The sequence below is a fragment of the Burkholderia sp. Bp8984 genome (assembly GCF_003853755.1).
Classification (GTDB): Bacteria; Pseudomonadota; Gammaproteobacteria; order Burkholderiales; family Burkholderiaceae; genus Burkholderia.
This window is the reverse complement of record NZ_QTQN01000016.1, coordinates 46710-63331: the sequence shown is the minus strand read 5'-3', so window position 1 is coordinate 63331 and position 16622 is coordinate 46710. Positions and strand designations below refer to the sequence as shown.

General features: G+C 68.3%; 18 protein-coding genes. 9 read left to right on the top strand and 9 right to left on the bottom strand.

Features of this window, described 5'->3' with window-relative positions; all coding sequences use genetic code 11:
• The first annotated feature begins 134 nt into the window (after window positions 1–134).
• The 4 genes from DID98_RS17905 (at window position 135) to DID98_RS17890 (ending at window position 4206) form a co-directional block, all read left to right on the top strand.
• Window positions 135–1061 carry a LysR family transcriptional regulator gene (locus tag DID98_RS17905; protein ID WP_124521973.1) on the top strand — a complete coding sequence of 309 codons (927 nt, stop codon included), beginning with the start codon at window positions 135–137 and terminating at the stop codon, window positions 1059–1061.
• Window positions 1062–1174: 113 nt separating this feature from the next.
• Window positions 1175–2308, top strand: a complete 1134-nt coding sequence (locus DID98_RS17900; RefSeq protein WP_124571128.1) for a DSD1 family PLP-dependent enzyme — start codon at window positions 1175–1177, stop codon at window positions 2306–2308.
• A gap of 174 nt (window positions 2309–2482) precedes the next feature.
• Complete coding sequence (locus DID98_RS17895; protein WP_124571160.1) at window positions 2483–3454, top strand: ornithine cyclodeaminase family protein; 972 nt, start codon at window positions 2483–2485, stop codon at window positions 3452–3454.
• Window positions 3455–3483: 29 nt separating this feature from the next.
• Window positions 3484–4206, top strand: a complete 723-nt coding sequence (locus DID98_RS17890; protein WP_124487699.1) for an HAD family hydrolase — start codon at window positions 3484–3486, stop codon at window positions 4204–4206.
• Between the two features lie 64 nt (window positions 4207–4270).
• Here the strand turns inward: DID98_RS17890 and DID98_RS17885 are convergent, their stop codons facing one another.
• Window positions 4271–4888 carry a glutathione S-transferase family protein gene (locus tag DID98_RS17885; protein WP_124487700.1) on the bottom strand — a complete coding sequence of 206 codons (618 nt, stop codon included), beginning with the start codon at window positions 4886–4888 and terminating at the stop codon, window positions 4271–4273.
• 192 nt (window positions 4889–5080) lie between these two features.
• Window positions 5081–5449, bottom strand: coding sequence for a hypothetical protein (locus tag DID98_RS17880; RefSeq protein ID WP_124487701.1), 369 nt, complete (start codon window positions 5447–5449; stop codon window positions 5081–5083).
• An 82-nt stretch (window positions 5450–5531) separates the two neighbouring features.
• Between DID98_RS17880 and DID98_RS17875 the strand changes: the two genes are divergently transcribed.
• Window positions 5532–5999, top strand: coding sequence for a MarR family winged helix-turn-helix transcriptional regulator (locus tag DID98_RS17875; RefSeq protein ID WP_044847277.1), 468 nt, complete (start codon window positions 5532–5534; stop codon window positions 5997–5999).
• Between the two features lie 18 nt (window positions 6000–6017).
• Here the strand turns inward: DID98_RS17875 and DID98_RS17870 are convergent, their stop codons facing one another.
• Together DID98_RS17870 and DID98_RS17865 are read right to left on the bottom strand one after the other, a co-directional pair.
• Entirely contained in the window at window positions 6018–6164 is a 147-nt protein-coding gene (locus DID98_RS17870) for a hypothetical protein (protein WP_260428086.1), read from the bottom strand.
• Window positions 6165–6369: 205 nt separating this feature from the next.
• Window positions 6370–7581 carry an MFS transporter gene (locus tag DID98_RS17865; RefSeq protein WP_124571127.1) on the bottom strand — a complete coding sequence of 404 codons (1212 nt, stop codon included), beginning with the start codon at window positions 7579–7581 and terminating at the stop codon, window positions 6370–6372.
• A gap of 70 nt (window positions 7582–7651) precedes the next feature.
• Between DID98_RS17865 and DID98_RS17860 the strand changes: the two genes are divergently transcribed.
• Window positions 7652–8686 carry an AraC family transcriptional regulator gene (locus tag DID98_RS17860; RefSeq protein WP_124571126.1) on the top strand — a complete coding sequence of 345 codons (1035 nt, stop codon included), beginning with the start codon at window positions 7652–7654 and terminating at the stop codon, window positions 8684–8686.
• A 93-nt stretch (window positions 8687–8779) separates the two neighbouring features.
• Here the strand turns inward: DID98_RS17860 and DID98_RS35870 are convergent, their stop codons facing one another.
• Together DID98_RS35870 and DID98_RS17855 are read right to left on the bottom strand one after the other, a co-directional pair.
• Window positions 8780–8947, bottom strand: coding sequence for a hypothetical protein (locus tag DID98_RS35870; protein WP_185500345.1), 168 nt, complete (start codon window positions 8945–8947; stop codon window positions 8780–8782).
• Window positions 8948–9023: 76 nt separating this feature from the next.
• Complete coding sequence (locus DID98_RS17855; RefSeq protein WP_124571125.1) at window positions 9024–10934, bottom strand: DUF3857 and transglutaminase domain-containing protein; 1911 nt, start codon at window positions 10932–10934, stop codon at window positions 9024–9026.
• A gap of 612 nt (window positions 10935–11546) precedes the next feature.
• Between DID98_RS17855 and DID98_RS35865 the strand changes: the two genes are divergently transcribed.
• Window positions 11547–11705, top strand: coding sequence for a hypothetical protein (locus DID98_RS35865; protein WP_185500344.1), 159 nt, complete (start codon window positions 11547–11549; stop codon window positions 11703–11705).
• Between the two features lie 135 nt (window positions 11706–11840).
• Here the strand turns inward: DID98_RS35865 and DID98_RS36540 are convergent, their stop codons facing one another.
• The 3 genes from DID98_RS36540 to DID98_RS17840 form a co-directional block, all read right to left on the bottom strand.
• The gene (locus DID98_RS36540) at window positions 11841–11966 is read right to left on the bottom strand and encodes a hypothetical protein (protein ID WP_260439219.1); all 126 of its coding nucleotides are present in this window, start codon (window positions 11964–11966) and stop codon (window positions 11841–11843) included.
• A 58-nt stretch (window positions 11967–12024) separates the two neighbouring features.
• Window positions 12025–13026 (bottom strand): OmpA family protein, encoded by a 1002-nt coding sequence (locus DID98_RS17845; protein ID WP_124571124.1) that lies wholly within the window; start codon window positions 13024–13026, stop codon window positions 12025–12027.
• Between the two features lie 168 nt (window positions 13027–13194).
• Complete coding sequence (locus DID98_RS17840; RefSeq protein ID WP_124571123.1) at window positions 13195–15165, bottom strand: APC family permease; 1971 nt, start codon at window positions 15163–15165, stop codon at window positions 13195–13197.
• A 159-nt stretch (window positions 15166–15324) separates the two neighbouring features.
• Between DID98_RS17840 and DID98_RS35860 the strand changes: the two genes are divergently transcribed.
• A complete protein-coding gene (locus DID98_RS35860; protein WP_185640864.1) occupies window positions 15325–15558 on the top strand; it encodes a hypothetical protein in 234 nt (77 codons plus the stop codon).
• A gap of 182 nt (window positions 15559–15740) precedes the next feature.
• A complete protein-coding gene (locus tag DID98_RS17830) occupies window positions 15741–16604 on the top strand; it encodes a crotonase/enoyl-CoA hydratase family protein (RefSeq protein ID WP_124571121.1) in 864 nt (287 codons plus the stop codon).
• Window positions 16605–16622 lie beyond the last annotated feature (18 nt).

Sequence of the window (16622 nt, the reverse complement as noted above, 5' to 3'; positions counted from 1 at the left end):
CCCCAAAATCGCGCGAATTCGGGCGCGCGACGTGAAACGCATGCCCCCGCATGGGGACCGCGGCGGCGTAGCGCTACATGCTTCATGCAATGTGATGTTTAATGCCCGGCAACGCCAGCATTAAAGGACACGCAATGCTCGACCTCGACGACCTTCGCCTCGTGCGCGCGATCGGCGCGTCGCGTTCATTGGCATCCGCCGCGCGCCTGCTCGACCTCACCCCGCCCGCGGTCACGATCCGCCTGCAGCGGATGGAGGCGCGGCTGGACGTCCGGCTCGCCGTGCGGCAGCCGAAAGGGATCGAGTTGACCGACGAAGGTCAGCGGCTTTATCGGGAAGCCGTGGAGATTCTCGAGCGCGTGGACGCGCTGCCGGGCAACATCGCGGGCGATCACGGCGACGTGCAGGGCACGCTGCGCGTCGTCGCGCCGTTCGGCTTCGGACGCAAGTACGTCGCGCGGATCGTGCGCGACGTGCAACGCGCGCATCCGAAGCTCGAAATCTCGCTGCACCTGTCGGAGAGTCCGCTGACCAGCGCGTCGGGGGCCGACGTGGTCATCCATGTCGGCAGCCTGAAGTCGTCGTCGTGGATCGGCTATCCGCTCGCGCCCAACGAGCGCTTCCTGTGCGCGAGCCCCGGTTACGCGCGGCGCATCAAGCAACTGGACCATCCGTCCGACCTCGCGCACTACGACTGCCTGTGCCTGCGCGAGAACGACGAGGACGTGCCGCGCTGGCGCTTCTCGCAAGCCGGCGACGGCAAGGGCGAATCCAGACGATCGGCGGTGATTCGCGTCACGGGCGCGCTGTCGTCGAACGACGGCACCGTCATCACCGACTGGGCGCTTGCCGGACTCGGCATCGTCGAGCGCTCCGAGTGGGACGTCGCGCCGCTGCTGGCGAACGGCAAGCTGGTCAGGCTGCTGCCCGACTGGCATTTGCCGCCCGCGCCCGTGACCGCGCTGCTGCCGTCACGCACGGGCCGCTCCGCGCGGCAGCGGGTTTTCCTCGAAGCCGCGACGCAATTCCTCGCTCCGCCGCCGTGGCGCGGCAAGGCATGAGCGCGGTCCCGGGATTAAATGCTGCTTAATGCTCGATTTGGCATGCGTTAAACACGCTGCGCGCCAAACGCCCTACTGTGTTCGCTGTCGGCAATCCACCGAGGCAACGCATCATGGGCATTCCCCTCCTTCTCAACACCCCCGCCGCATTGATCGACGTCGGCCGCATGCGTGACAACATCGCGCGCATGCAGGCGCGTCTGGACGCGCTCGGCGTCAGGTTCCGGCCGCACGTGAAGACGACCAAGTGCCAGCACGTCGTCGACGCGCAGGTTGCGGCCGGCGCGCAAGGCATCACGGTATCGACGCTGAAGGAAGCCGAGCAGTTCTTCGCGGGCGGCGTGCGCGACATCGTCTACGCGGTCGGCATGATTCCCGCGAAGCTCGGCCAGGCGCTCGCGTTGCGCCGGCAGGGCTGCGACCTGAAGATCGTCGCCGACAGCCTGCAGGCCGCGAATGCGATCGCAGCGTTCGGGCGCGAGCACGGCGAGCGCTTCGAAGTCTGGATCGAGGTCGATGTCGACGGCCATCGCTCGGGGATCGCCCCCGACGACGACCTGCTGATCGACGTCGGCCGCGCGCTGGTCGACGGCGGCATGACGCTCGGCGGCGTGCTCGCGCACGCCGGCTCCAGCTACGAATACGACACCCGCGACGCGCTGGTCGCGATCGCCGAACAGGAGCGCAGCCGGACCGTGCACGCCGCGGAGCGCCTCAGGGCCGCCGGGCTGCCCTGCCCGGTCGTCAGCATCGGTTCGACGCCGACCGCGCTGTCCGCGGAGCGCCTCGACGGGGTGACCGAAGTCCGCGCGGGCGTGTACGTGCTGTTCGACCTCGTGATGCACAACGTCGGCGTGTGCGCGCTGTCCGACATCGCGCTGTCGGTGCTGACCACCGTCATCGGGCACCAGGAAGAAAAAGGCTGGGCCATCGTCGACGCGGGCTGGATGGCGATGAGCCGCGATCGCGGCACGCAGCGGCAGGCGCGGGATTTCGGCTACGGGCAGGTGTGTAGCGAAGACGGTGACGTGCTCGGCGAGTACGTGATGAGCGCGGCCAATCAGGAGCACGGCATCGTGTCCCGCATCGGGACGCCGGACACGGATATCGCGAAGCGGTTTCCGATCGGGACCCGTTTGCGGATTCTGCCGAACCACGCGTGCGCGACCGGCGCGCAACATCCGGAATACCACGCGCTGGGCGACGACGGCATCGTGCAGAGCTGGCCGCGCTTCTATGGGTGGTAAGCAGAGGCGGCGCGGTGGCGTTCGCCGGTGCGGCGAACTGATACGCCGACGTCCGGCGACGCAACCGGCCGCCGCGCGCGACCGACTGACCGCCCTCCCAACATTGACTATTTGTCCAATTCTATACAAACTATAAAACCGCGATTCACATTTCATCCGACAGGCTCCCCCACCATGCCGACAGACGCCCACCTCCTTCTTCTCGACCGGGATGTCGTCGAACCGGCCCTTCAAGCCGAACACGTGATGGCGGCGGTCCGCGAAGCCTTCGTGCTGCACAGCCAACGCGCGGGGCGCGTGTTCCCGGTCGTGCGCGAGAAGCTGCATACCGGCGGCGTGTTCGGCATCAAGTCGGGCGACGTCGCGAGCCAGGATCTGCTCGGCTTCAAGGCGGCCGGATTCTGGCCCGGCAATCGCAGCCTGGGCGGCGAGCCGCACCAGGCGACGATCGCGCTGTTCGATCCGGCCACCGGCCGCCCGCTCTGCATCATGGACGGCAACGCGATCACCACCGCCCGGACCGGCGCGGCCGGCGGCCTCGGCCTGCAGGCGCTGGCCCGCCGCGACAGTACGCGCATCTGCGTGTTCGGCACCGGCGTGCAGGCGCGCGTCCAGCTCGACCGTGCGCTCAGGCTGCTCCCGCAACGGTGCGCGGTGCAGTACGTGAACGCGCGCGGCGAAGCGGACGCGGTGTTCGAATCGGCATTCCGCGAACGCTGCGACATCCGCGTCGCACGCGACCGAAACGGTGCGGTGGCCGACAGCGACGTGGTCATCACGGCCACGCCGGGCGGCGGCCCGCTGTTCGATGCGGACGCGGTTCAGCCCGGCACCCACCTGACCTGCGTCGGCGCGGACACCGCGGGCAAGCGCGAGCTTCCCGAAGGCGTGCTGCAGCGCGCGCGCATTTTCGTGGACGATCACGAGCAGGCGCGCGGCATCGGCGAGTGCCAATGGGCGCCCGATCTGCCGCGCACCGAAATCGGCGACGTGCTCGCCGGGACCGTGTCGGTCGATCGCTCGCCGGGCGAGATCACCGTATTCGACATGACGGGGCTCGCGCTGCAGGACCTGACCGTGGCGCGCTTCCTGTATCGGCAGGCCGTCGAGCGCGGCACGGGACGCTCGATCCCGTGGCCGTGGTGAACGGCAACGGCGTGATATCTTCCATCGCCATGCGTCTATCCAAAGTTTCCGCCATCTCGTTCGATCTCGACGACACGCTATGGCCGTTCGGCCCTTCCGTCGCACGGGCCGAGGCGTCGCTGCATGCGTGGCTGATCGCGCACGCACCCGATACCGCGAGCGTGCTGCCGACGTCGCAGACGCTGGCCCAACTGCGCGATGAATACGAACGCTCCCGGCCGGATCTCGTCGGCGACTATCGCGCGTTGCGCATCGGATCGATCCGGCTGGCGTTGCAGCGCGCAAACGAAGACGTCTCACTGACCGACCGCGCCTACGACGTGTTCTATTCGGCGCGAAACCAGGTCGAGTTCTTCGACGATGCATTGCCGGCGCTCGCGTGGTTGAGCGCGCGGTTTCCGCTGATCGCGGTGACGAACGGCAATGCGGACCTTCAACTGACCGGCGGCGGCGAGTTCTTCCGTGAAACGCTCAGCGCGCGTGCGTTCGGGTTCGCGAAGCCCGAGCCGGAAATCTTCCATGCGGCCGCCGCGACGCTCGGCGTGCCGGCGGCGGAGCTGCTGCACGTCGGCGACGACTTTCACCTCGATATCGTCGGTGCGTTGAATGCGGGGCTTCAGGCAGCGTGGGTCGTGCGTCACGCAGGGGCGCAAGCGGAGCATGCTGCGCATCGTGCCCCGTCGCCGCATCTGACCGTTCGCGACTTGTCAGTGCTGTGTCGCGCGCTGGGTGCGCCTGACGCGGTGTCGTAACCGCAAGCCCGCAAGAACGCGCGGCCGCGGTCGATCACGCCCGTCGACATGACCGACCGCCGCTTCACGCCGCCTTGCGTGCGTCCGCGATCCGTTGCGGCGCCTTCGGCCGCGCATAAAGCCGCTCGAGGTACGCACGCAATTGCGGGAACGGTTCGATCAGGTGGCATTCGCTCGCCCAGTCGATCAGGTAGACCGTCACGCAATCGGCCACCGTCAGCGTGTCGCCGACGATGAATTCGCGCCCTTCGAGATGCCTGTCGAGGATCGCGGCCATCGTCGCGAAATCCTCGCGTGCCAGCTCGATATCGGCCGGCGAGCGCTTTTCCGGCGGATAGAGGAACGAATGGCGAGTAATCCGCCACAGCGGCTGTTCAAGCTCCGTCACCGCGAACATGACCCATCGATAGGCCTGCGCGCGCAAAGCGAGATCGACGGGCAGCAGCGCCTTCTCCGGATACTTGTCCGCGAGATACAGCACGATCGCGGCCGACTCCGGAATCACGAGGTCGCCGTCCACCAGCACGGGCACCTTGCCGGCCGGATTGAGGCGCAGGAATTCGGGCCGCTTGTGCTCGCCTTTTAGCAGGTTGACCGACACGAACTCGAAATCCGCGTCCAGTTCCTTGAGCCCCCAGAGCGCGCGTTGCGTGCGCGTGCCGGCGAATCCGTAAAGCTTCATCGCAATGTCTCCATCGATAATGTCGGGAAAAATCGCCGCGCGCAGGCGACGGCCAATCGGCCGCTTCGAATGCTTCGAGTGCTTCGAGTGCTTCGAGTGCTCGAGTGCTTCGAGTGCTTCGAGTGCTTCGAATGATGTGAATGCTTCGATCACTTCGGCCGCTTTGCCCACGCATGCAGCGCCTGTCGCCGCTCACATGCCGGGTACCGGGAGCACCGGCATCACGTCGATCGCATCGCCCGGGAACAGCGTGAAATGCGGATGGCCCTCGAACAGCGCGGCGGCCGCGTCGTGCGATGCGGCACGCACGACGGTGAAGCCGCTCATCGCATTGGCGGTGTCCGTCACGCCGCCCTTGCCGATCGTCTTGGTCTTGCCGAGCGGCCCGCCGGGCTCGACGATCGCGTCGCGATGCCGCTCGACCCACGCATGCCATGCGGCGATCCCTTCGCGCTCCCGCGTGCGCCGCTCGTCCTCCGGCAACGCCATCCACGCCTTCATGCCCGGGCTATCCTTGCTGCCGAGGAATACCGCGAGATACAACTGCTGTTGAGCACTCATGCTTCCTCCGTCCGATGGCGGGCACGGCGGGCTGCCGCACCTCGTCCTTGACACGATAGGTTGATATCAACACAATTGCAACATGGCACGCAAAGAAAAGCTCCCTTTCGAAACGACGCTGATGGTGCGCGATTGCTGCCTGTGCCTGCACATGCAGCGCGCGGCGCGCAATCTCGCGCGCATCTTCGACGATGTGCTGCGTCCGCTGGATCTCACCAACGGCCAGTTCTCGCTGCTGATGTCGCTGAACCGGCCGCAGCCGGCCGCGATGAAATCGGTCGCGTCATTGCTCGCGATGGATCGCACCACGCTGACCGCCGCGCTCAAGCCGCTCGAGCGGCGCGGGCTGCTCACGATCACGACGGATCCGGACGACAAGCGCAGCCGCCTGCTCGAACTCACGCCGGCCGGTCATCAGTTGCTGGCCGAAGCGTTCCCGCTCTGGCAGCAGACCCATACCGAGATCGAACGGCCGTTCGCGCCGGAAGCAGTCGATGTGTTGCGCGGCCAGTTGCGCGCGCTGTCGGAGGATCCGGCTACGCGCGGCTGAAGCGGCGCGTCACGTCATTCACTTCCGGCCCTTCTTCGGCATCAGCAGTTGCGCGCATTCCTGCAGGAAGCGCACGGGCCCGTGCGCACGCAGTGCCTGCCCGCTGCCGAGCGCGCCGTCGATGACGGTCGCGAGCCGCAGCGCGTAGGTTTCCGGCGGTTTCATCGACAGCGAGCAGATGCCGAAAGCACGCTTCGGGCGTCGCGCCGCCATGCCGGCGGCGCACATCGCCCAGAGGCGTCCTGTCCCGATATCCGCCGGACGCGACCGACTCGGCAACGCCACGCCGCATAACTCGGGCCGGCTAGTGCGCGACCTCGCCGCGCCACTAGCCGATGCGCGATCGCGCGCATCGGCGTGCCGCAATCCGTCAGTCGGCCAGCGCCGGCGCCACGCCAACCCGCTTCGGCACGCCGGTCACGATCGTCGCGACCGCGACGGCCAGCACCGCGGCCGCGCCCAGGAACACGCCGCCCGCGCCGTTCGCGTCGAACACGACGCCGCCGGCCGCCGCGCCCGTCGCGATCGCGAGCTGGATCGCCGCGACGATCAGCCCGCCCGCGCTCTCGGCTTCGTCGGGCACGGTGCGCGTGACCCACGTCGACCAGGCGACCGGCACGCCGCCGAACGCCATCCCCCACAACGCGACGAGCACCGCGTCGATCATCGGCGCGCGGCCGAGCGCGACGAGCGCGACGCCGAGCACGACCATCAGCGCGGGCATCCCGATCAGCATCGGCCGCAGCCGGTGCTCGAGCACGCGCCCGGCGAGCGACGTGCCGACGAAGTTCGCGATCCCGTAGCCGAGCAGGATCGCCGACAGCCCGTTCACGCCGACGCCCGCGACCTGTTCGAGGAACGGCCGCAGGTACGTGAAGAACGCGAAATGCCCGGTGAACACGAGGATCGTCGCGACCATCCCGAGGCCGACGGTCGGCCGGCGCAGCACGTCGACGAGCGTGCGCAGCCGCGTGGTGCCGCTCGGCGGCATCGACGGCAGCGTCATGACCTGCGACACGAACGCGAGCGCGCCGAGCCCGGCCGCGATCAGGAACACGTTGCGCCAGCCGATCAGGTGCCCGAAATAACTGCCCATCGGCGCGGACGCGATCGTCGCGACCGCCACGCCGCTGAAGATGATCGACAGCGCACGCGGCACCATCGCGGTCGGCACGAGCCGCATCGCGGTGGCCGTCGCCATCGTCCAGAAGCCGCCGAGCGCGACGCCGAGCACGACGCGGCCGATCAGCAGCGTCATCAGGTCGGGCGCGAACGCGACCGCGAGATTCGACACGACGAGCAGCACCGAGAACGCGAGCAGCACGCGCCGGCGGTCGATCGTGCGCGTCAGCGCCGAGATCAGCAGGCTCGTGACGAGCGCGACCGTCGCGGTGGCCGTGACGGCCTGGCCGGCCACGCCTTCGGTCACGCCGAGGCTGTCGGCCATCGGCGTGAGCAGGCTCGCGGGCAGGAATTCGGCGGTGACGAGGCCGAACACGCCGAGCGTCATCGCGAATACCGCGCCCCAGGCCGGTTCACGGGGGGCCGCCGTCGAAGCGGCCGAGGAGATTCCGGGATTCATGCGGGGTTCCGTGTCGGTTAGGGAAAGTACTGATGAGGGCGTATCGTAAGGAACAGCGGCAGGACGGTCTATGACATACAATCCGTTCTTGTTGATCGATCGTCCGAATCTCGCTATGTCCGAGCCGCTTCTGCCCCCGATTCCCGACACGCACGACCTCGTCAGCGAGTTGTTGCTGGGAATGCGCCTGAGCGGCGTGCAGTACCGCCGGATCCAGGTGCCGCGGCCGTTCGGGCTGAGCTTCGGCCATGCGCCGGGCCGCGCGCAGTTCCATTTCGTCGGGCGCGGGCCCGTGCTGCTGCGCGACGCGGACGGCACGACGGTGCGGCTCGAGGCCGGCGACGCGATCCTGCTGCCGCACGGCCGCACGCATGCGCTGGTGTCCGATCCGGACGCGCCGTGCCGCGAGATCGGCGGCTTCGCGGCCGCGAAGATCTGCGACACGGTCGCGTCGGTGGGCGCGACGACGTGCGCCGCGACGGAGCCGGCCGCCGGCGATGCGCTGATCTTCAGCGCGTGCATGGAGCTCGATCTCGGCGGCATGCAGCCGCTCGTCGGGACGATGCCGGCATTCATGCACGTCGGCACGCTGCTCGCGCGCTACCCGGAAATCCGCCCGATGCTCGACGCGATGGAACGCGAATCGTGCGCCGCGCGCGCGGGCTTCGCGGGCATCCTCGCGCGGCTCGCGGACGTGGTCGCCGCGTTCATCGTGCGCGGCTGGGTCGAGTGCGGATGCGGCGACGCGACGGGCTGGGTGCAGGCGTTGCGCGAGCCGAAGCTCGGCCGCGCGATCGTCGCGCTGCATCGCGATCCGGGGCGCAACTGGAGCGTCGCGGAACTGGCCGCCGAAGCGGGCGTGTCGCGCTCGGTATTCGCCGAGCGCTTTCTCGCGGCCACCGGGATGACGCCGGTGCGTTACCTGACCGAGTTGCGGATGCGGCTCGCCGCGCAGTGGATCGCCCGCGAGGGCGAGACGATCGAAGCGGTGGCGTACCGGCTCGGCTACGGGTCGCTCGCCGCGTTCAGCCGCGCGTTCAAGCGCGTGGTCGGCAGGCCGCCGGGCGCGGTGCGTGCCGAAGGCGACACGCACGCCGATGCGTGACGTGTAACGCGTCACGCGCAACGCACGGCGCAGCGAACGCCTGCCGGGTCGCCCCGGCATCGCACGATCGGTCGCCGGGCGTGACGATTCCGTTCAGCCGCTGCGCGCGTCGAGCTCGTCGATCAGCGCCGTCGCGCACTTCACGGCCAGCGCCGCGCACTGTTGCGCATCCACCGGCGCGCCGTTCGTCACCGCACCCTGCACGATCCGGCCCAGCAATTCCTTCGACAGGTCGGCGATCTCGTGTTCCCGTTCCGTCATGTTTCTCTCCTGCGCGCCGGCCGGCTTCGGCCGCACGCGCGATTGCACCGGGCGCCGCGTGCGCCGCGCCCGACCTTCAACGTTGCCTGGCCCGCACGACGATCTGCGCCTGCGTGTCGCGTTCGATGCGTTCGAGCGACGCGCGCAGCGCGGTGAACTCGTCGGGCGTGCAGACCTGGCGGCCGAATTCGGCCTTCATCCTCCGCGTGACCTGCACGACGTGCGCGGCCGCATCGAATACGTAATGCGACGTGAACTCGACGAAACGGTCGTGCACGGCCGTATCGGCCGGCAGGTCGGTCACCGCGACGTCGGCCGGCAGCGCGACCTGGCCGGTCTCGTCGAACGTGCCGCCGATGCATGCCCACGGCTGCGTGCGCACGGGCTCGGCCAGCCAGCCCTCGACCTGCGTCGCGATGCCGCCCGTGAGACTCGACAGCGCGGGCACGGCGGTCGTGCCGTCCGGCCACACGAAGTGATCGAGCGTGCCGGCATACGTGACGTCGAACGGCCCGTCCGTCGCACGGCGATCGCTCGTCGCGATCTGCGCGCGGCCGCGCAGCCCGCTTTGCCGCAGGCGTTCGTTCGCGAGCTGCCGGATGCGGTCGGGCGCCGCCCGGCGAAACAGCGTGCGTTCGAGTTCCGCGGTCCAGCCGTCGTCCTCGACGCGCGCATGAAACCGCGCGGCGCCCGGTTGCGCGGCATCGATCTCCACGCGCGCGGCGCGGTGCTTCGGCTGCGTGGCCGGCGTGCGCGACAGCACGCCGGTGTCGACGAGCAGCGCCGGCCGGTCCATCACGATCGGCGGCAGGTAGCCGAACGCGATGCCAGCCGTCGTGGTGTCCGCGTAGACGCCGAGATCGGGCAGCCACGTGACCGCGTGATTGATCGCGCCGCCGCCGTAACCGGGCACCGACGGCAGCGTGTACACGGAGCCGAGATTGATCAGCACCGGTTCGCTGCGGATGCCGGCCGCCGCGAGCAACGCGCCGAACAACGCGACGTGGTCCTTGCAGTCGCCGTAGCGGTTGCGCAGGATGTCGGTCACGCGGTGCGGCGCGGCGGCCGTCTCGCCGAGAAAAAGCGCGACGTAACGCACGTTCGCCTGCACCCAGTCGTACAGGACGCGCGCGCGATCGCGCGGATCGGCGGTGCCGGCGGTGAGCGCGCGCGCCAGTTGCACGACGGCCGGATCGTTCGCGCCCGGGTCGACGGCCGCGTTGCGGTAGCGCGCGGCGAACGCCGCGTAGTCGGGCAGCGTGGACACCACGAGCCGGTCGCCGTAGGTCGGATAGCCGACCGAGCCGTTCTCGATCCGGTCGTACGTGCCGTGCCGGTATTCGAATGCGTAGCGCGTGCGGCCGTTCGCGGTCACCGGCGGCAGCGCGACGTAACCGCGTGCGTCCGCATGCAGCGGCATGTCGGCCGGCACGTCGAAGATCAGCCGCTGGTTCTCCACCGGCTCGCGCGACGGTTCGACGTAGTAGCCGAAGTAACCTGCGTTGACCGGCTTCGTGCGCGACTTGCGGAACGCGATGCGCGTGCTCGATCCGGCTTCGACGCCGGGAAACACGACGGTGCGCAGCAGCCCGTCCTGGAACGTCGGTGCGCCGGCCGAGCGCGGCTCCTGCACGTCGCGGATACCTTCCGGACCGACCGGATGCGCGACGCCGTCGCGATCGATCGTCTCGGCCGCGACCAGGTCGACCTTCTCGAGGTTCTTGTCGAACCACACGTAACGCTGCGCGATCGCATCGATCCCGTTCGCATCGTTCGCGCGCAGTGTCGAATCGTCGTCCTCGTCGAGCGAGCCGTCGTGCTGGATCACGAATACATGGACGTCGCTGACGAGCGTGACGGGCGCGGCGTCGCCCGCGTCGGCGAACGCGGGACGCACGAACGCCAGCGCGATCGCGGTCACGGCAACCGCGAGCGTTGCGGCGCGACCCGGCAGCCTGCCGGTCGATCGGAACGGAAAACGCACCACGTCGAAGCTCTCCGCGCGTTCGTGTTCAGGTCGGGACGCAACGGGCACGCATTGGCGCGCGCCGCGCCCCGTCGTTCGACCCAGTGTGGGTGACGTGCCCGCGAGCGTCAAGCCACGGGGCGGCGGCCCGCGCCGCCATGCACCGGGCGCACGAGGAAGCGCGCATGCGTCATGCAGGCATGACTGTCGAACTTTCGCGCCCTGCTGGCTGCGCGATCGCCATTTATGTCATGTCGCGACATATTATTTGGGCGCGTAACGCGCGCGTGCGAGGTCGCCGAAACGCATGACGATCGGGTGAATTCGACACGCCGACATGGGGATGGAGACATCGTGCCGATCGACACGAATTCGAAATCCGTTATCTCGTGATCGCGTTCGCGCTGCCGGGCGTGATCCCGATCGGTGCGCTGCATCTCGAACGGTGGCATCCTGAACGTGTCGGCGCCGCGATCGGCGCGCGGCTCGGAATCGCGCTGATCGAAGCGATGCCGATGCTGACGCGAACGCGGCCTGGCCCTCGTTCTTGCCCCCCGTTTCCGCTGCGCCGTGTGCGCGTTCGCGGCCCGGGGTCGGAACGAGCGGCACCGGCCCCTACCTGCCGGAGGCGACATGGAAAACGCTATCGTCGCGATCATCCTGATGCTCGCGGTCCTCGTGTTCGCGGTGCTGTTCTTCGCGGAACGGCGCAGCCGCGACCGCACGCGCGACCGGCTGCTGCACCGCTCGTCGCAGCGCTCGGCACGCTCGCATACGCATCACCATTCGTAAGCGGAAAGCGCGCCGCGCACGTCGAGCCCCTTCAAGCGTACAGCCCCGGAATGGCGGCACATGTTTCTCGAGGACATCAACGGGCGCAGAAGGGCGCTCGTGGTCCGGCTGCTTGCGCGTCGAGCGTCGTTGCGTTCAATGGCAATCGCCGACGCGCTTGCCGCGCCACGTCCACGCGAGCGTGTATGCGCCGGCCTGTGCATGCTGCCCGTGCAATTGCCCCTTGAGGTCGTAGCGCGTCGGCGTCACATCGCCCGTCACGGTCGCGTTGCCGCGGCCCTGTTCGTTCGCGCAGCGCGTGCGCCCGGTCCGGCGTGCGTTATTGCTGCACGAGTTCGACGCGGCGGTTCTGCGCGCGGCCGGCGTCGTCGCCGTTGGACGCAACCGGCGACAGCGACCCGACACCCTTCGCGACGAGCCGCGCCGGCGCGATCTTGTAGGTCGTCGCCAGTGCCTGCGCGACGGCCTCCGCACGCTTTTGCGACAGGTCGGCGTTGTGCGCGAACTGCCCTTGATTGTCGGTATGGCCGACGATGTACACCTTCAGCGCCTGATTCGCCGTCAGCAGCTTCGCCATCTCGTCGAGCTGCGGCTTCGACTCGGGCTTCACCTGCGCCTTGTCGGTGTCGAAGTAGATGCCGTACAGCGCGATCTTGCCCGTCGCGGCGAGGCCCTTCTGCAGCGCACCGGAATCGAGCACCTTGACTTGCCCGGTCTGCATCGGCTTCACTTCGACGACTTCCTCGTAGACGAGCGTGCGCTTGTTCGATGCCGAATTGTCCATGATGTGCAGGAACACATACGCATCGCCGGACGCTCGCGGCAGCTTCGCGAGGATCGTGCGGTGCTTGTCGCCGAAGTTCGCGTCGCCGCCGCCCGCCTGCCGCAGCCGGCCGGAATTGATCACGACGCTCTGGAAGTCGTTGCCGCCGCTCTTTCCGCACTGCTCCGCCGTGCAGCGGAACAGAATCTGGAAGCCGCCCTTCTGCAGCGCGTCGAGATAGTTGCGCTCGACTTCCAGCGTCGACCGGCCGCCGTCGATCGCGTACGAGATCCGCGTGATCTTGCCTTCGAGATTCAGGCCCTTGGCGGTCCTCTCGTCGTCGATCGGCTGGTTCGGCAGGAACGCCTCGTCGAACGGCGTCTGCGAATATGCGGTGATGGTCGCGCCGGCGAAACGCGTGAGCAACGGATGATCTTTCGCACCCGGCTTGTCGCCGCCAGCGCTCGCCAGCGACGAAAGTGACAGCAGCGCGGCGGCGAACAGTGCGTTGCGGCCACGGCGCGCGACATGGAATACGGACGATGCTGCGTTCTTCATTGAGCCCCTCGGAAAGGATTTGTCGTTCTGTTGATGGCGTCGAAGCGCGCGCATCTTATCAAATCTTTCCGGGAAAACGGGCAATAGCTTTCGGATACTGAACGTTCTGACGCGCCACGTCATGTTGAATCGTTTCCAGGCGTGCGCGGGCGTCTCCCGCGTGCATCGCTACCCGACGTTCATCGGCAACAACACCATCTGCCGCCCCTCGACGTGCAGCCGCGCCTGCAGCTCGACGGGCGTCTGGTTGTGCAGCCACGCGGTCAGGAAATTCACGCGCCTGAAGATCAGCTTGCTCGCGAAGCACACCGCGTTCGGATAGGCATCGAGCGTCGACGACGCGAGGTTCATGAATTCGACGACCGGGTTCGTGCCGAACGCGATCCGGTAGTCGGCCGCGATGCCGTTGCGGCGGCAGTGCGCGACGTAATAGTCGAGCGCTTCGGTGATCGTGTGACGCAGCCGCTCGAGATGCTCGTGCCCGTCGTACGCCTTCGCATCGACCTCGCCCACCGCGAGAAAGATCACGTTGCGAAAGTGCCCGGGAAACAGCCGGTTCACCCACAGCAGCGCGTGCATGCTCGCGCCGCGATGCTTGCCGACCAGCAGCACCGCGGTCGGCTGCGACGGGTCGGGCTTGCCCGGCGCCATCGCCTCGTCGACTGCAGGCGGCGGCCCCGAGAACAGCGCGTCTTCCTTCGCGAGCTGCGCGCGCGTGTACGCGTAGTGGCGGTTGATCATGACGCACAGCGCGATCACCGCGCTCGTCACGAGCACCGTGAGCCAGCCGCCGGCCGTGAACTTCTCGATCAGCGTGATGACGAGCACCGTCGACGTCACGCTGAACCCGAGCGCCGACAGGAAGAAGTGCTTGAACCAGCCGCGCTCGCTGCGATGGCGCCACCAGTACGTGCACAGCCCCAGCAGCGACATGCTGAACGTGAGGAACACGTTGATGCTGTACAGCACGACGAGCACGTCGACGCTGCCGTGCGTCCACAGCAGGATCAGCAGGCCCGACAGGCCGACGACGATGATGCCGTTCTGCCGCACGAGGCGCGTCGACAGGTCGCGGAAATGGCGCGGCACCCACGAGTCCGACGCCATGTTCGACAGCACCGCCGGCCCGTCGAGAAAACCCGTCTGCGCGCCGACCGGCAGCAGCCCTGCCTCGAACGCGAGCACCGCCGCGAGCAGCGCGTGGCGCGCGACCGCGGAGCCGAGCCCGAGATGATCGATCACGCTGCCGAACACGACCGCGTTGAGCGTCTCGCCTTCGACGGGCCGTGCGTGCCACAGCATGTACAGCAGGATGATGCCGCCGGCCGTGAACGCGAGCGACGTCGACATGTACCACATCGTCGCCTTGCCGTTCGGCACGCGCGGATCCGCGAGCATGTTCACGTTGTTCGACACGGCCTCGAGGCCCGTATAGGTGCCGCCGCCGAGCGAGAACGCGCGCATCAGCAATGCGAGCATCACGAACACGCCGAGCGATTGCGACATCCCGTGCGCCTCGTGCACCGCGTCGGGCACGATCGTCGCCAGCGCGCTGCCGTGCACCGCGACGCCGTACACGATCAGCCCGAAATGCAGCACGACGAAGCCGATGAAGATCGGCAGCAGCACCATGATCGATTCGCGCATCCCGCGGAAGTTGAGCCCCGTCATCAGCAGGATCAGCACGATCTCGGTCGTGAGCTTGAACGCCTGCGCACTGACCGGCAGCAGGCTGAAGAACGCGTCGACACCGCTCGCGAGCGACGTCGCGACGGTCAGCACGTAGTCGACCAGCAGCGCCGCGCCCGACACGAGCCCCGGCTTCGACCCGAGCAGCGAGGTCGCGACGCGATAGCCGCCGCCGCCGGTCGGGAACAGCTCGATCACCTGGTTGTAGCCGAGCGCGATGATGAACACGGTCGCCGCGGTGGCGCATGCGAGGAACAGCGCAAGCGGCGTGTGGTGCGCGAGCGCGAGGAACGCTTCCTCCGGGCCGTAGCACGACGACGACAGGCCGTCCGCGCCGAGTCCGACCCAGGCCAGCAACGGCGTCACCGCGATCGCATGGCGCGTGCGCGGATCGAGCGGGTCCAGCGGCTTCCCGACGAGCAGCTGCCACATCTTCTGGAATGCGGTCACGGTCCCCTCCCGGGACGCCGGGCGCGGCGGCGTCATCTTCTAAAGCTAGCCGACGCCCGGCCGCTGCACCAGTCCGCACAATCCATGAGACGCGGTCGGCGGCACGGCGTCGCTTTCACCGCGTAAGCGGCCGGCACGCCGCGCGTCGGCCGAAGCGGCGTGCCCGTACCGCCCGCCGCCCGCCGGCCGATCGCGCGGATCGCGCGGATCGCGCACGGCATCGTCATCGCGGCCGCCCTCACCGCCCTCACCGCCCTCACCGCCTTCGCTGCCTTCGCTGCCTTCGCTGCCTTCACCGCCCCTGACGACCACCGGCCCGATCCCGCCCACCTCTCATCACGGTTCTCCCGCCGGGCGATCACATCGACCACATCGTTCGCATCACCCGCATGACCCGCACGGTTCGCGCCGGACGCGATACCCGCCCGCGCCCCCGTCATGCGTTGTTCCCCGCAATTCGACATTTGTGCGCGCGCAACAATGGCGGTGCCTCGCGGCCGGCGCCGTGCGGGGGCAGGTTTCCACGTCGCCGGCCGCGTCGGTCTCTGAAAAACCACATCTCTCGAGGACATACCATGCAACTCCAATCCCATCCGGCGTGCCGTCCGTTTTACGAAGCAGGCGAACTCACGCAACTGACCGCGTTCTACGAAGAAGGCCGCAACGTCATGTGGATGATGCTGCGATCGGAGCCGCGGCCGTGCTTCAACCAGCAACTCGTCACCGACATCATCCATCTCGCGCGCGTCGCACGCGACTCGGGCCTGCCGTTCGACTTCTGGGTGACGGGCTCGCTCGTCCCCGAGCTGTTCAACGTCGGCGGCGACCTGAGCTTCTTCGTCGACGCGATCCGCAGCGGCCGCCGCGACCAGCTGATGGCCTACGCGCGCTCGTGCATCGACGGCGTATACGAGATCTACACGGGCTTCGGCACCGGGGCGATCTCGATCGCGATGGTCGAGGGCAGCGCGCTGGGCGGCGGCTTCGAGGCCGCCCTCGCGCACCACTACATGCTCGCGCAGAAGGGCGTGAAGCTCGGCTTCCCCGAGATCGCGTTCAACCTGTTCCCGGGCATGGGCGGCTATTCGCTGGTCGCGCGCAAGGCGGACCGCGGGCTCGCGGAAGCGCTGATCTCGTCCGGCGAGGCGCATGCGGCCGAGTGGTACGAGGATCGCGGGCTGATCGACCAGACGTTCGACGCGGGCGACGCATATCTCGCGACACGCACCTTCATCGACGTGATGAAGCCGAAGCTGAACGGCGTGCGCGCGATGCTGCGCGCCCGCGAACGCGTGTTCCATCTCACGCGTTCCGAGCTGATGGACATCACCGAGGAATGGGTGCACGCGGCGTTCACGATCGAGCCGAAGGATCTCGCGTACATGGAACGCCTGGTGATGCTGCAGAACCGGCGCGTGTCGAAGCTGCGCACGGTGTGACGTGAGCGGCGCGCCGCC

Coding starts and splice junctions, on each gene's coding strand:
- DID98_RS17880 (WP_124487701.1), bottom strand. CDS start 5,449: ATGAGTGCTCAACAGCAGTTGTATCTCGCGGTATTCCTCGGCAGCAAG.
- DID98_RS17905 (WP_124521973.1), top strand. CDS start 135: ATGCTCGACCTCGACGACCTTCGCCTCGTGCGCGCGATCGGCGCGTCG.
- DID98_RS17900 (WP_124571128.1), top strand. CDS start 1,175: ATGGGCATTCCCCTCCTTCTCAACACCCCCGCCGCATTGATCGACGTC.
- DID98_RS17870 (WP_260428086.1), bottom strand. CDS start 6,164: ATGAAACCGCCGGAAACCTACGCGCTGCGGCTCGCGACCGTCATCGAC.
- DID98_RS17875 (WP_044847277.1), top strand. CDS start 5,532: ATGGCACGCAAAGAAAAGCTCCCTTTCGAAACGACGCTGATGGTGCGC.
- DID98_RS17830 (WP_124571121.1), top strand. CDS start 15,741: ATGCAACTCCAATCCCATCCGGCGTGCCGTCCGTTTTACGAAGCAGGC.
- DID98_RS17895 (WP_124571160.1), top strand. CDS start 2,483: ATGCCGACAGACGCCCACCTCCTTCTTCTCGACCGGGATGTCGTCGAA.
- DID98_RS17885 (WP_124487700.1), bottom strand. CDS start 4,888: ATGAAGCTTTACGGATTCGCCGGCACGCGCACGCAACGCGCGCTCTGG.
- DID98_RS17890 (WP_124487699.1), top strand. CDS start 3,484: ATGCGTCTATCCAAAGTTTCCGCCATCTCGTTCGATCTCGACGACACG.
- DID98_RS35870 (WP_185500345.1), bottom strand. CDS start 8,947: ATGACGGAACGGGAACACGAGATCGCCGACCTGTCGAAGGAATTGCTG.
- DID98_RS35865 (WP_185500344.1), top strand. CDS start 11,547: ATGGAAAACGCTATCGTCGCGATCATCCTGATGCTCGCGGTCCTCGTG.
- DID98_RS17845 (WP_124571124.1), bottom strand. CDS start 13,026: ATGAAGAACGCAGCATCGTCCGTATTCCATGTCGCGCGCCGTGGCCGC.
- DID98_RS17860 (WP_124571126.1), top strand. CDS start 7,652: ATGACATACAATCCGTTCTTGTTGATCGATCGTCCGAATCTCGCTATG.
- DID98_RS17865 (WP_124571127.1), bottom strand. CDS start 7,581: ATGAATCCCGGAATCTCCTCGGCCGCTTCGACGGCGGCCCCCCGTGAA.